The organism is Mesorhizobium humile (assembly GCF_033977215.1).
Classification (GTDB): Bacteria; Pseudomonadota; Alphaproteobacteria; order Rhizobiales; family Rhizobiaceae; genus Mesorhizobium; species Mesorhizobium humile.
Map to the genome: position 1 here is coordinate 98703 of NZ_JAVIIV010000006.1, position 14019 is coordinate 112721.

14 protein-coding genes are annotated in these 14019 nt (G+C 64.9%); 8 read left to right on the forward strand and 6 right to left on the reverse strand.

Annotated features, from left to right (window positions below):
* The first annotated feature begins 50 nt into the window (after positions 1-50).
* From gnd to RFM52_RS11815, 6 genes are all read left to right on the forward strand, one after another.
* The gene (gene gnd, locus RFM52_RS11790) at positions 51-1061 is read left to right on the forward strand and encodes a phosphogluconate dehydrogenase (NAD(+)-dependent, decarboxylating) (RefSeq protein WP_320297501.1); all 1011 of its coding nucleotides are present in this window, start codon (positions 51-53) and stop codon (positions 1059-1061) included.
* Positions 1062-1074: 13 nt separating this feature from the next.
* Complete coding sequence (gene zwf / locus RFM52_RS11795) at positions 1075-2451, forward strand: glucose-6-phosphate dehydrogenase (RefSeq protein WP_320297500.1); 1377 nt, start codon at positions 1075-1077, stop codon at positions 2449-2451.
* 15 nt (positions 2452-2466) lie between these two features.
* Complete coding sequence (locus RFM52_RS11800; RefSeq protein ID WP_320297499.1) at positions 2467-3171, forward strand: ROK family protein; 705 nt, start codon at positions 2467-2469, stop codon at positions 3169-3171.
* A 207-nt stretch (positions 3172-3378) separates the two neighbouring features.
* On the forward strand, positions 3379-3840 hold the full coding sequence (locus RFM52_RS11805; protein ID WP_320297498.1) for a Ros/MucR family transcriptional regulator: 462 nt from the start codon (positions 3379-3381) through the stop codon (positions 3838-3840).
* 106 nt (positions 3841-3946) lie between these two features.
* Positions 3947-5047, forward strand: coding sequence for an aminotransferase class I/II-fold pyridoxal phosphate-dependent enzyme (locus RFM52_RS11810; protein WP_320297497.1), 1101 nt, complete (start codon positions 3947-3949; stop codon positions 5045-5047).
* A 152-nt stretch (positions 5048-5199) separates the two neighbouring features.
* A complete protein-coding gene (locus RFM52_RS11815; protein WP_320297496.1) occupies positions 5200-6438 on the forward strand; it encodes an MFS transporter in 1239 nt (412 codons plus the stop codon).
* A 50-nt stretch (positions 6439-6488) separates the two neighbouring features.
* Here the strand turns inward: RFM52_RS11815 and RFM52_RS11820 are convergent, their stop codons facing one another.
* A complete protein-coding gene (locus RFM52_RS11820; protein ID WP_320297495.1) occupies positions 6489-6629 on the reverse strand; it encodes a hypothetical protein in 141 nt (46 codons plus the stop codon).
* Positions 6630-6666: 37 nt separating this feature from the next.
* On the opposite strand from RFM52_RS11820, the gene RFM52_RS11825 reads away from it, so the two are divergent.
* On the forward strand, positions 6667-8970 hold the full coding sequence (locus RFM52_RS11825) for an endonuclease/exonuclease/phosphatase family protein (RefSeq protein WP_320297494.1): 2304 nt from the start codon (positions 6667-6669) through the stop codon (positions 8968-8970).
* A 23-nt stretch (positions 8971-8993) separates the two neighbouring features.
* Here RFM52_RS11825 and RFM52_RS11830 read toward each other — a convergent pair whose 3' ends face one another.
* Positions 8994-9257 carry a hypothetical protein gene (locus tag RFM52_RS11830; protein ID WP_320297493.1) on the reverse strand — a complete coding sequence of 88 codons (264 nt, stop codon included), beginning with the start codon at positions 9255-9257 and terminating at the stop codon, positions 8994-8996.
* 93 nt (positions 9258-9350) lie between these two features.
* On the opposite strand from RFM52_RS11830, the gene RFM52_RS11835 reads away from it, so the two are divergent.
* The gene (locus RFM52_RS11835; RefSeq protein WP_320297492.1) at positions 9351-9617 is read left to right on the forward strand and encodes a hypothetical protein; all 267 of its coding nucleotides are present in this window, start codon (positions 9351-9353) and stop codon (positions 9615-9617) included.
* A gap of 51 nt (positions 9618-9668) precedes the next feature.
* Here the strand turns inward: RFM52_RS11835 and RFM52_RS11840 are convergent, their stop codons facing one another.
* Genes RFM52_RS11840 through RFM52_RS11855 form a run of 4 tightly spaced genes read right to left on the reverse strand, consistent with a single transcriptional unit; the run spans position 9669 to position 14019 of the window.
* Positions 9669-10775: a class I SAM-dependent methyltransferase gene (locus RFM52_RS11840; RefSeq protein WP_320297491.1), complete on the reverse strand. Its 1107-nt coding sequence runs from the start codon at positions 10773-10775 to the stop codon at positions 9669-9671.
* A gap of 12 nt (positions 10776-10787) precedes the next feature.
* Entirely contained in the window at positions 10788-11366 is a 579-nt protein-coding gene (locus tag RFM52_RS11845; RefSeq protein ID WP_320297490.1) for a DUF3726 domain-containing protein, read from the reverse strand.
* On the reverse strand, positions 11363-13018 hold the full coding sequence (locus tag RFM52_RS11850; protein WP_320297489.1) for a hypothetical protein: 1656 nt from the start codon (positions 13016-13018) through the stop codon (positions 11363-11365). Before RFM52_RS11850 ends, RFM52_RS11845 begins: the two co-directional genes overlap by 4 nt.
* Positions 13015-14019 (reverse strand): Ldh family oxidoreductase, encoded by a 1005-nt coding sequence (locus RFM52_RS11855; RefSeq protein ID WP_320297488.1) that lies wholly within the window; start codon positions 14017-14019, stop codon positions 13015-13017. Before RFM52_RS11855 ends, RFM52_RS11850 begins: the two co-directional genes overlap by 4 nt.

The following is a 14019-nucleotide window of genomic DNA, read 5'->3' on the forward strand; positions in this document are numbered from 1 at the left end:
TCCAGTAGGGCCATTATACTTCTCTTTCCTCAAGCAATCGGGATGAAACCATGCAGATCGGAATGATGGGACTGGGCAGGATGGGCGCCAACATGGTGCGGCGCCTGATGCGCGACGGCCATGAATGCGTCGTCTACGACATCAATTCGGCAAGCGTCGCCGGCATGGTCAAGGACGGCGCTGTCGGCGCGGCCTCGCTGGAGGAATTCGTCGGCAAGCTCGCCAAGCCGCGCTGCGCCTGGCTGATGCTGCCGGCCGCGATCACCGGCAAGATCGTCGACCAGGTCGCGGCGCTGATGGAGCCGGGCGACATCATCATTGACGGCGGCAATTCCTATTATCACGACGCCGTCGACCAGGCGGCGAAGCTGGCTGTGAAGGGCATCAACTTCGTCGATGTCGGCACCAGCGGCGGCGTCTGGGGCCTCGAGCGCGGCTACTGCCTCATGATCGGCGGCCCCGACGAGGCGGTGAAGCATCTCGATTCGGTCTTCGCCACGCTGGCGCCGGGCGCCGATGCCGGCGCCAATCCGCCCAAGGATGCCGGCACCGCACCCTTCGGTTATCTGCATTGCGGGCCGAGCGGCGCCGGCCATTTCGTCAAGATGGTGCATAACGGCATCGAATACGGCGTCATGGCCGCCTACGCCGAAGGCATGAACATCCTGAAGTCGGCCAATGCCGGTAAAAGGCAGCGTACCGCCGATGCCGAGACCAGCCCGCTGGAAAACCCGCAATACTACCAGTTCGACGTCGACTTGCCCGCGGTCGCCGAGGTCTGGCGACATGGCAGCGTCATCGGCTCCTGGCTGCTCGACCTTACCGCCGGCGCGTTGAAGAGCGATCCGGCGCTGGTCCAGTTCGGCGGCCGCGTCTCCGATTCCGGCGAAGGCCGCTGGACGCTGAAGGCAGCGATCGACACCGGCGTTCCGGCGCCGGTGCTGTCGTCGGCGCTGTTCGACCGCTTCTCATCGCAGGGCGAATCGCAGTTTGCCGACAAGCTTCTGTCCGCCATGCGCTATGCCTTCGGCGGCCATCTCGAAAAGAAGACCGGCGCGTGAGGGGAGAGACGGCATGAGCCAGGAGAGGTCCGACACGCTGGTGCTTTTCGGAGCGACCGGCGACCTTGCGCACAAGAAGATTTTCCCGGCGCTCTACCAGATGGTCTCCAAGGGGACGCTGACCGAGCCGGTGATCGGCGTCGCCTTCGATCCTTGGGAACTCCCCAAACTGGTGGACCGGGCCCGCGACGGCATCGTCACCGCGCTTGGCAGTGTCGACGACAAGGTCTTTTCCAAGCTCGCCTCGCTGCTGCGTTATGTCAGCGGCGACTACCGCGACGGCGCGACCTTCGAGAAGCTGAAGACGGCGCTGGGTTCCGCGCAGCGGCCGCTGCATTACATGGCGGTGCCGCCGACCATGTTCGAGACGGTCGTGCAAGGCCTGGAGCAGTCCGGCACCGCGCGCGGCGCGCGGCTGATGGTGGAAAAGCCGTTCGGCCACGATCTGCAGTCGGCGCGCTGGCTGAACCGCGTGCTGCATCTGGTGTTCGACGAGCAGTCGATCTTCCGCATCGACCACTATCTCGGCAAGGAAGCAATCCAGAACCTGCTCTATTTCCGCTTTGCCAACTCCTTCCTCGAGCCGATCTGGAACCGCAACTTCGTTGAGAGCGTCCAGATCACCATGGCCGAGGATTTCGGCATCGAGGGCCGCGGCAAATTCTACGACGATGTCGGCTGCATCCGCGACGTAATCGAGAATCACCTGCTCAACATCCTGCTGCTTTTGGCCATGGAGCCGCCCGTCGGCCGCTCGGCCGACGATTTGATCGACGAGAAGGTGCAGGTGCTGCGCGCGATCCGCACGCTGACCAAGGACGATGTCGTGCGCGGCCAGTTCGATGGCTATCTGGCCGAACCGGGTGTGCGGCCGAACTCGCCGGTCGAGACCTTCGCCGCGGTGCGCTTCTTCGTCGACACCTGGCGCTGGCGCGACGTGCCTTTCTTCATCCGCGCCGGCAAGAACATGCCGGTACATTGCACCGAGGTGATCGTGCGGATGAAGCGGCCGCCGCTCGACGTCTTCGATCCGATCAAGCCGGACGACGCCAATTATGTGCGCTTCCGCATCGACCCGCAGGTGGCGATCTCGATCGGCGCCCAGCGCAAGGTCCCCGGCGACGACATGATCGGCGAGCAGGTTGAGCTGACCGCGCTCGACGACACCAAGGGCGACATGCCGCCCTATGAACGGCTGATCGGCGACGCCATGAACGGCAACGGCCAGCTCTTCACGCGCCAGGACGCGGCCGAGCTTGCCTGGCGCATCGTCGGCCCGGTGCTCGGCGACACCGCGGCGCCGGCAATCTATGCGCCCAAGACCTGGGGGCCGGCCGATGCCATGAACGGCTTCGGCCCGCCCGACGGCTGGATCAATCCGACGAAGTAGTTTCGGGAGGACAAGATGGCGAAAGCAGCAAAAACCGCCGCGGCGAGCAGCGATCCGATCGTGCTCGCCATCGATGTCGGCGGCTCGCATGTGAAGATCCTCACCAGCGCCGGCGGCGAGATGCGCCGCACCCCGTCAGGGCCGAGCCTGACCCCGGACCAGGTCGTCGCTTCGGTCAAGAAGCTGGCCGAGGGCCTGGACTACGACGTTATCTCGATGGGCTATCCCGGTCCCGTGCGCGACAACAAGCCCTCGCTCGACCCCTTCAATCTCGGCAAGGGCTGGAACGGCTACGATTTCAGCGCCGCCTTCGGCAAGCCGGTGAAGCTCGTCAACGACGCGCTGATGCAGGCGATCGGCAGCTATGATGGCGGCCGCATGCTCTTCCTCGGCCTCGGCACGGGCCTTGGCGCCGCCATGATCATCAAGAATGTCGGCCAGCCCATGGAGCTTGCCCACCTCCCTTACAAAAAGGGAGCGAGCTTCGAGGATTATGTCGGTGAGCGCGGGCTGGAGAAACGCGGGAAGAGGAAGTGGCGCAAATACGTTTTCGACGTGGTCAACAGGCTTCGCGCCGCCTTGCAGCCCGATTACATCGTGATCGGCGGCGGCAATGTCGACAAGCTCGATGAATTGCCTGAAAAATCCCGGCGCGGCGACAACACTCGCGCTTTCGAGGGTGGATTTCGTCTATGGCGCGACAAGGCGCTGATCGTCTGATATTGTTACATTTCAGTATAATTGTTCAAAACAGCGTGTATTGACACGACAAAACGTTGCGTCGCGCAGGTTTGCCGACTAGGAATTCGCCGGCCTGTGGCCCCCGCGGCTTTCCGAATTCGCAAACAATGCCCGCAGCGCCTTGACATTACACACCGCGAAAACCGGATCGTTTTCGCAGCCTTGCGGCAGAAATGGAGGGACTACGTGGACGAGGACACCAGCACAGCCAAGGAAATCGACCTGCTCGAGCTCACCGCTCACATCGTATCGGCCTATGTCGCGAAAAACCGCTTGCCCGCTGCGGACCTGGGCGGACTGATCGCCAGCGTCGCCTCCTCGATCGGCGGGATCAGCCAGCCGGCGGAGCCCGCGGCGCCCCCGCCGGTCCCGGCCGTCAATCCCAGGCGCTCGGTGACACCGGACTACATCATCTGCCTCGAGGACGGGAAGAAGTTCAAATCGCTGAAGCGTCATATCGGCGTGCATTTCGGCCTGACTCCCGAGGCTTATCGCACCAAATGGGGCTTGCCGGTCGATTATCCGATGGTCGCTCCCAACTATGCGGCCTCGCGCTCGCAGCTGGCCAAATCGATCGGCCTCGGCCGCAAGGCGGAACCGGAACCGGTGAAGCCCGCCAGGGGCAGGAAGGCCAAGGCGACGGTCTGAAATAGCGCGCCTGCACCAATGGTTTAAGGAAGCCTGCCGAGGAATCGACCTTGGCAGGCTTCCTGCTTTTATGGCTTGGTTACTACCGGAGATTGGGGGGCAGGCCATGAACTACGCCAGGATGCTGATCGAGAAGGAAGCGCCGGAGGAATACGGCTACGACCGCATCCGCTACAACCTCTCCGAAAGCTCCATCGCCGACCAGAAACTCTCCAACATCGGCCTGGCCTTGCCCGACCTCACCCTCTTCTATGGCGAGCATCGCGGCGACAAGGCGTTGCGCGCGTTGATCGCCGGGCAGGACAAGGGCGTTTCCCTCAACGATGTGCTGGTGACCGCCGGCGCGGCCGGCGCGCTGTTCATCATCGCCACGTCACTGCTCTCACCCAGCGACCATCTCGTGGTCGTTCGGCCGAACTACGCCACCAACATCGAGACGCCGAAGGCGATCGGCTGCGCCATCTCCTATGTCGACCTCGATTTCGACCAGGGCTTTGCCGTCGACATCGAACGCGTCACGGCAGAGATACGGCCGAACACCAGGCTCATCAGCGTCACCTGCCCGCACAATCCGACCGGCACGATGATGACACGCGCCGACCTCGACGCGCTGATTGCGCTTGCCGAAAACCGCAAATGCCGATTGCTGGTCGACGAGACCTATCGCGACCTCTCCTATGGCGAACGCCTGCCCGCGGCGGCCTCGCTCAGCCCAAGCGCGATCAGCGTCTGCTCGCTGTCCAAGGCGTTCGGCATTCCGGGCATCCGCATCGGCTGGCTGATAACCCGCGATCCGGAGCTGCAGGAAACATTCCTCGCCGCCAAGGAGCAGATCGGCATTTGCGGCAGCGTCATCGACGAAGCGATCGCCCGCACCGCGCTCGAACGCCGTGACGCCTTTCTCGGCTCGCTGCTGCCGGACATGGCCAGGCGCCGCGACATCGTGCAGGCCTGGATCGACGGCGAGCCTCTGGTCGACTGGGTGCGGCCACAAGGCGGCGTCGTCGGCTTCCCGCGGCTCAACGTCGATGCCGGCTTCGACCTAGACAAGTTCTACACCAGGCTGCTGGAGGAACACGGCGCCTATGTCGGTCCCGGCCACTGGTTCGAGATGCCGAAACGCTTCTTCCGTCTCGGCTTCGGCTGGCCGAAGGAAGCGGAGCTGCGCGGCGGGCTGGCGGCCATCTCGGCCGCATTGAGGGGCTGAGCAGCCATCCGGGAGAAAATTTCGATTTTCTTTGATCCGGCGCGGATTTTTTGCGCGCGCTGGAGGGCGAACTGGGCTAAAGGGTTGCGGCCGGACCAGCGCCCACCGTGGAAGTGCCCCGCCGGCCATTGTCGCAAAGGGGCCCTTGAATCATGACCGTCGAAGCAACGTCTCCAGACCCGCGTTACGCAGCGTTCCGGCACCGGCCGTACCTCAGCTACTGGACGGCGCGCTTCCTCACGACTTTCGCCACCCAAATCGTCTCTGTCGCGGTTGGCTGGCAGATCTATGACCTGACGCGCAATCCCTTCGACCTGGGCATTGTCGGCATCGTCCAGTTCCTGCCTTCGCTGCTCCTGGTGCTTATCACCGGCGTGGTCGCCGACCGCTTCGGCCGCCGTTTGATCATGACATTGTCGTCGTTCGTCGAAGCCGGCTGCGCGCTCACGCTCCTGTTGCTGACGCTGCGCGGCCTTGGCGGCCCGCTGCCGATCTTCGTCGTGCTCGCCGTGTTCGGTGTAGCCCGCGCCTTCTACGGGCCGGCATCGTCCTCGCTGGTCGCCAATCTCGTGCCGCAAGAAGACTTCGCCAACGCGATTGCCTGGAATTCTTCCGCCTGGCAGACGGCGACCATCGTTGGCCCGGTCGCCGGCGGCCTGCTTTATGGCCTTTCGGCTGAAATCGCCTACGCTACCGCGGCGGTCCTGATGCTTGTCGCGGCGCTGCTTGTCTTCACCATCCCGAAGCCCGCGCAGCAGACTGCTACTGACAAGCCGACAATGCAGACACTGTTCGCCGGCTTCGGCTATATCTGGGGCGAGAAGATCGTGCTCGGCGCGATCTCGCTCGACCTCTTCGCCGTGCTCCTGTCCGGCGCCTCGGCGCTGCTGCCGGTCTACGCGCGCGACATATTGGAGCTTGGCCCCTGGGGCCTCGGCCTGTTGCGCTCGGCGCCGGGCATCGGCGCCATCTGCGTCGCCGTCTGGCTCGCCGGCCATCCGATCCGCGACCATGCCGGCAAGATCATGCTGGGCTTCGTCGCCCTGTTCGGCGCCTTCACCGTGCTGTTCGGCGTCTCGACCATCACCTGGCTGTCGATCGCAGCACTTGCCTTGCTCGGCGCCACCGACATGTTCAGCGTCTATATCCGCGAGACGCTGATCCAGCTCTGGACGCCGGACGAGGTGCGCGGCCGCGTCAACGCCGTCAACCAGGTCTTCGTCGGCGCCTCCAACGAGGTCGGCGAATTCCGCGCCGGCACCATGGCGGCGCTGATCGGCACGGTTCCCGCCGTGGTGATCGGCGGCATCGGCGCCATCGCCGTCGCCGGCCTGTGGGCCTATCTGTTCCCGGCGCTGCGCCAGGTGCGGCACCTCAACAGCCGCAACTGATCGAGTTCTTAATCTGGGCCGCTGGATTCGACGCAGTCGGCCCAGGCGGCTTACGCCGACATCCGTTGACGGATCGCCACGCCCGCCAAAGTTTCGCCCGTGGCAGCGTGAATGGCTTCACGGTTCGAGCGCTCCCGTTTGTTACTATTCGCCAGCCTGACGATCAGGCGACGATTGGGGGCAATTGCCATGTTTCGTTCCGGACGCACGTTCTGGTCAGATCAGGTTTTGGCTAGGTTGATCATCCTGCTTGTCGCGCTGACTGCCTCGCCGATCGGCGGCGCCAGGGCGCAGGAAGTCGAGACGGTTCGCGTCGCGACCTTCAACGCATATCTGCTCTCGCCGATCTTCAAATGCGCCAACCCGAACTTCGCTGACTGCCTCGTGCAGATTCAGGGCCAGACCGAAAAACAGGCCGAGCATCTGGCCGACACGATCCTGAAGGACACCGACCGCTTCGACATAATCGCGATCAACGAGGCATGGGACGAGGATGCCAAGCAAATCCTCATCGACAAGCTCAAGCCCGTCTATCCGAATTATGTCCGCAAGATCGACGCTGCGCTGCTGAAGGTGCGGCCGCAGGCCATTGTCGACGCAATCACCAGTCTCGATCCGGCGGCTGCCGTGGCGATCTATGGCGAGCCGGTCGAGAAGATCGACGGCGAGGACAGCGGCCTGATGCTGTTCGCCAAGAGCGATTTCAAGTTCATGCCGCTGCCCGACGACAGCTTCAAATGGGGCAAGCACGACGGCGAGACACTGGATGCGGCGACTGACGAGGTCGGCTTCACCCTCTACGACCATTGCGGCGGTGTCGACTGCCTGTCGGGCAAGGGCGCGGCGATCGTGCGGCTGCTGCATCTGCCTTCGCAAAGCAACTATACGGTCGTCTTCACCCACATGCAGGCCGACTATTTCGAGAAGAGCCCGGCCGAGCTGCATGCCGACGCGCGCGATGCGCAGTTCGACCAGATCGAGAAGCTGATCGAGACGACGCTGTCGCCATTGACGCCAGCGCAGCGCAAGCGCGAGCGCGTTCTGGTGATGGGCGACATGAACGTGCCGCTGTTCCACCCGCCGACAGGCGAATGGGCGCGCCGCTTCGCCACCCCCGGCACGTACTGGACGTCCCAGCACTATGACAGCTGGGCGGCGACCAACAGCGCCGATCCCGGAATCTCCAACTACATCGACGGCGAGCGCTACGATTACATTCTCGCCGCGCCGAAGCCTTATCTGAGCGGCGGCATCGAGGGACCGATCTGCGTTCAGCACGTGACCATCCCGGTCGATTTTGTCGACCTCGAAAGCGACCACAATCTTCTGACCGCCGACCTCAACCTCGGCAATAATTTCTGCAGCCCGTCGATCGCCTATCCGGTCAATCTGACGACAAGGAAGGGCCCGGACGGCAAGCCGCAGGCCGAAGAGCTGATCGACTTCAGGAACGGCCAGGACGTCACCCAGATCCGCTATCCGGGTTCCATGCAATGGTTCCATGTCGTGCGCCAGGACGCCGGCAGCTATTCGATCGGACCCGACAATCCGGACGTCAACATCGACATCTACCAGCCGTCCAACATGACGACGCCGATCTCCAGCTACTATGGCAGCACCAGGACCGTGCAGGACGGTGAGCACATTTTCACCGTCCATACCTATGCCTTGCCCAAGGAGTTCTTCATCCGCGTGACTGGCAAGGACCGCAGATGGCAGGGCAACTATGCGCTGCTGGTGCGCCGCCACACCTGCGCGACCAAGGAAGAGGCCTGTCCGCTGCAGCCGGGCGAGCCGCCGCAATTCGCCTCGCTGACCGAAGCCGGCAGCCTGCTGGGCAGCCAGGACGAAGCCTGGTTTCGCTTCGACGTCGTCGGCCAGGCCGACAGCGGCGCCGACCAGACCGTGACGCTGACAGCCGATGGCCTGCCCGATCCGAGCCGCTACAAGGCGACGCTGGAGGAGTTCGACAACCCGCATGGCGGCGAGCCGCCGATCGCGGTCTCCGGCACCAGCCGCATCGTCAGCGACGCCATGGGCGACGGCACGCATGGCTATCTCGTCATCCATCAGGCGGCCGCAGGAAGCCAGGCCGTGCGGGTGCGCGCCTCGATGCAGACCACGGTGCGCAATCTCGAGCTCAAGGCGCTGATCTGCGAGGACGAGACCAATCCCGAATTCGGCTCCGACGACATCTTCACGCAATTGTCGATCGACAGCCGCACCATCCGCTTCCCGCCTGGGGGCGAGGTCGAGTTCGACTGCGACGACTCCGCCGACCAGAAGGACTGGGCGCGCTTCGGTAGCACGAACCTGACCTTTGTCGACCACGCCGGGATGAAGGTGTTCGAGCAGGACGACACCAGCCCCAACGACCCCAGTCATGCCAACGAGTTTCCCGACCTGCCGCCCGGCGCCAGTTCGCTCGACGGCGTGCGCAACCCGCTGATCTGGAATTTCGAAGGCGGCCGCTATCGGCTCAACTACGAGCTGACGATGAGAAGGAACGAACCGGTGGCGGCAGCGCCGTAGTGGGCGCTTCGCTTGCGGTTCGGCTAATCAGAAAAGCTGACGCTCACGCCGCGCTGCCGAAAATACGCCTGCATCAACTTGCGACCGGCGCGGTTGTTCTGCACCAGCCTGGTCGGATCGAACACCGCCTGTTTCTTCCCCTCGCGTGCCAGCGCCGCCTTGAGTGTCGCGATATGCGCGTCGATGTCGGCATTGTCCGCTCGGAGTGAGGCATAGATGCTTTCGGTCGCATCGGCCACGGTAAGTTCGCTCACAGCTGTCGTCCTTTGGTTGGTTGGGCGGCGCATAACACAGATGGTGGCTGCGCCGATACGATTTTTGTTCCTCGCGTTTTGAGGGGACGGTTCTATTTTGGACAGGCCTAACAGGAGGGTTACGCTGTGAAAATACGCACGACGACGCACAATCATCCCGGAGAACCAGGCGTCATTCTGCTGGATCAGCCATTGGCGAGCATGATCGTGGCTACCGACATTCGCGATGGCAAAACGACGCTGTTCGGAACGGTCGATCTGCAGGTGAACTATTCCGGCAAGTACGACATCAGGGTTGAATTGTCGCCGGACGAGCTCACGCGCGTCTACCAGCTGCTCGTCAAAAATCTCCTCGAGAAAATACAGAACCTGACCGCTGAACCGACTCCTTGAAGTTCTTTGACCCCCAGGGGAGCAGCGCGGAGTTTGCCGTGGCGGTATCACCTACCCTTTGACGATCTCCGTCACGCAGTGGACATAGTCCATCCGATGGCCTTCGGGGGCGCGCGCGACGTCGGCTTCGTACGCGCTGTAAAGATCATCGACGATCGCGGAACGGTCGGCCGCGGGACGCGAAGGATCGAGCGCGTTCGCAAAGACGGTTTCCGACCAGGAGCGGAGCGTCGGCACATAGGCCCTGGCGAAGGTCTGCGCATTGCCATGGACCCGGAAGGCCTCGGCATAGGGGCACGGCGTCACCATGGTGAAGATGTTTTCCAGCCTCAGTCCGGCCTGCGACACCGGCGAAGCGGGATCGCGGAAGGGTGCCGCGAACTCGTCCGGCGTCTTGTAGAATTGCTGGAACGTCGCGTTGACATATTCCGTCTCGCTGATCCGCCCTGCCCGGGCCAGATCGCGCCAATGGCGCGCGAAGCCGTCGAACATGTCGACCCCGGTCGTGTGTCCGAGATAGCGCCCTTCCTCGTCGACGCAGAAATTGGCCAGCGCCAGCCTGCCGCCGGACCTGAGCTCGCGCGCCCTGGCGAGCAGGATCGTCTCCCAGTCGCGCAGCCCCTGGGCGCGAAACTGCGCGCGCTCGGCCTCGGTCGCGCCGACCGCCTGGACGTGATCGGCGATCATGCAGGGCCGCTTGCTGATCCAGTGCATCGCCGTGGCGGAAAAGCCGAACGAGAGCGAATTGTCCGGTAGGATCTGGCGGTAGAAGCTGGTGCCGCTGCCGAAGATGTAGAGCCCGGGCGTCTCGGCCAGCGGGACCTCCGTCGAGGTGCCCAGCAGCCCCTGGCTCAACCTGAACAGGGTCGAGAAGTCATTGTGGGGCAGGTCGGTATAGGTGATCGATATCGCCCGGTTCGGCTCCCTCTCACGAACGGCGCCGACCAGCCGCCGCATCATGTCCATCGAGGTGCCGCCGTCGGCCGCGCCGAAATCGGCAACGGCGAATGGCTGGCCGTCGGCCAGCCGGGGCATCCCGGCGACGGCCTTGACGACGAGATCGCCGACCTTGTCGATGACGTATTTGGCGCCCACGGTGTTGGCCGAGTAATAGCCCGCCCCACGCATGGCGATCTTCTGGCCGTCGGCTGCACTCATTTTTTTCTCCCCTTATTCGTCGTCCACCCGGCCGCCGCCGGCACCACGCACGCGCGATCGCTCGCTTTCCGGCACATAGGTTTTGCCGGCGAAGGAATTGAGCGCCGCGAGCGTCCGCTCATTGGTCGCGCCGCGCCGGCCCGTGGCCGGCTGCTCGATCTCGGCCCGGTGTTCGACGACGACATCGGCGCGCGTCACCGGCCCCACGGGCTGCGCGACGCGCATCGCCGAACGGCGCAGCATTGCGTCGAGCCAGACAGGCAGGCCGACATTGATGATCGTCAGCGGCAGCGCGCTCGCCGGAAGCGGATCGTCAAGCAGTAAAGCCGCGGTGCGGATCGGGCAAAGCGGCGTTTCGGCAGGCATGTCCGTCTCGCCTTTTCGCCAGCGCGCCGCGCGGGCAGGATCGGGCGCCGCGAAGGACTGCGCGTTTTCGGCGAGGCTCAGCATGGCCTCGCCCCAATTGTCGTTCTCGGCCGCGATCCGGCGCGCCGCGCGGCCGATATCCTCGGCCAGTCCCCATGAAAATCCGGCGCCGCGCGCCGCCTTGGTGCTCAGCGTTTCCACCTCGTTGAGCGACAGGTCGATCACGCGGCCTCTCCTGCCGGCGCCATCGTGGCGACATCCTCGATCAGCGGCTCGCCGCTGAACAGCGCGATCCGCAGCCAGCGGTCGGAGCGCGGATCGAAACTGCGCGCGCCGAAGAAAGCCAGCTTGGCGCGCAATATGTCGACGGGCCGCAAGTCGGCGCCGATCAGATTGTCGTGGATCTCGGCATAGGGGAATTTCGCGACGATCTGGGCGCGCCGCACCGCGTGGCGCCATTCCGGCCGACGCAGCAGGAAGTCGGCGACACTGGCCGAAGCTGGCTCCTGCGCCAGCGCGGCCGCAAGGCTGAGCGCGTCGCGCGCGGTTGCGAGCGGCTGTTCGAGCTCAGCGCCGTCCTCCTCGAAACGCTCGCCGAGCCGGGGCTCGAGCTTCTCCGCCGACACATACCAGAAGCGCGCATTGGCGGACGGTTCGGCGAAGTCGACTTTTCCCGCCCAGGAATAGCTATCGAGAAGCGCCTGGCGAAGCGAACCGCAGGTGACGCTGCCGTCGATCGCATGTCCAGGCGTCTCGTCGGCCTTCATCGTGTCGCCGAGTTCGTCGACCAGCGCGCCATGCGGCTCGAGGATCAGCGAGACGCAGGCTTCCTGCCCTTCGAGCGAAAACTTGTCTTCCGCGAAGCGATAGACCGCATCCCAGGGCGGTGCTTTCGCCAGAAGCCGGTCGAGGTTTTCGGCCAGCGCGTCGAGATCGGCGGCCAGCGACCGGGTTGCGGCGGCCTGGCGGTCGTCGTCGCTGTGCCAGCGGGCCACGCGCTGCCGCAAATCGGCGAGCGCTTTCGAGAAAATGTCTCGTTCCGCCGCACCGGCATGCGGTTCGGCGCGAACCCGCGCGAGCGCGGTTTCGCGGGCGAGGAACCAGCTATGCGTCAAGAGCGGATGGCGAACGAGGAACGGAGCCATGCCAAGCCCCGTCGCATTGCCAACCCCGAGCGCCCGGCGCAATTCCGGCGCCAGGCTCGCCGCGCCGGCCGGATTGCGGCGACAGGCGATGTGATCGACCAGGTCGAGCGTGAAGGACCGTATCAGCCAGACGGTGAGCATCTCGGCCTGAAAGGATCCGGCAAGCTCCGGGCGTGCGGCGATCTCGTCGCGGTCGGCGATGCCGAACTTGCCGTTGCCGTAGACGGCCGTGGTGCGCAGCAGATAGCCGACACCGAGCAACTGCTCCTCGTCCGGTTGTCGCCCTTGCGCCAGCACCGCCACGACGTCCTCGAACAGCCGCACGCTTTTGTTGGCACGCGCCAGCACGAGTTCGCTTCTGGTGTAGCGGCCTGCCTCCTGCAGCGGCGCATTTGCCTCCAGCCGCGCGACTTCGGCGGCGTCCGGCAATCCGTCGTAAAGCACGTAGCTCGTGTCCCAGGCTTGCGCGATCACCCGGTCGGACCGCTTCTCGTCGTCGAGCGGCGTCGAGAAGGCGACCAGGCTGTAGGTCCTTGCCGGCGTCTCGACCGCATAGACCGCGCGCCCGAACCCATTGTCGTCCAGGTCGAACCGGTCCTTGCGCACCCGCCATTTCTCCCGGGTGGCGCGGCGGATCAGCTGGCGCAGAAAACTGAGACGTGTCGGATGCGCGGCGCCCAGCCGCTTAAGGCGCATGACGACCTCTGGCGGGCGCAGCGCGATCGCCGTCATGCGGCGATCCCGGCCAGCTTTTCGAGCGCGGCAAGCGTCTCGGCCGCCACCTCGATGCCGTCCTTGGTGTTCTGTTCGCGCGCGCCAAAGCGTCTTGTGCCCGGAAGCCTCGCTTCGCCGACAAAGGCGCCGGCAATGGTTTCCAGATTCCCCGCAAATGCCCCGGCCGAGGTCGCATCGGGCGAGATTGCCAGGAAGAACTGGCCGGTTCCAGGCGGACCTCCGGCGGTGCCGGAGAAGGGGCTGGCGACAAGCCCGGGATTGGCTCCCGTCAGGCATGCGGCGAAGACCTCCACCAGCAATGCTGAGCCGACGCCCTTGTAGCCGCCCGCCGGCGCCATCGTGCCCTTCAACGCCTCGCCGGCATCGGTGGTCGTCTCGCCGCTCGCGTCGAAGGCCCAGCCGGGAGGGATCGGCTCGCCGGCGCGGGCGCGCTTGATGACCTCGCTCTTGGCGACGACGCTGGCGCTCTGGTCGATGACGAAGCGCGCGCCGCCCTGCCCGTCCGGGACCGCCAGCGACCAGGGATTGGTGCCGAGCGCCGCCTTGCGGCCGCCCCAGGGCGCGATCGAGGCCGGCGCGTTGGTGAACCCCAAGCCGACAAGGCCGGCCTGCGCGATGTTTTCGGTGTGATAGCCGAGCGCGCCGCAATTGTAGGAATTGCGGACGGCAAGCGCCGCGACACCTTGCGTGCGGGCTGCCTCGATCAGCGCCGGCAGGCCAAGGGCGATGGCCGCATGGGCGAAGCCGTTGCCCGCATCGACGGCAACGACCGCCGGAGCCGGCCGCGTCAGGCGCGGCTCGGCCAGCCCCAGCACCTTGCCGCAGGTCAGATGCTCGCAATAGGTCGGCAGATACATCAGCCCATGCGATTTCAGCCCGTCGCGTTCGGCAGCCGCGACGGCTGCGGCGAGCGCACCAGCTTGGCGCTCACTGGCGCCGTGCCGCACCAGCGCCGTACGAGCGAGCGTTTCGATGCTGGCTTGCGTCAGGCGCGTCAT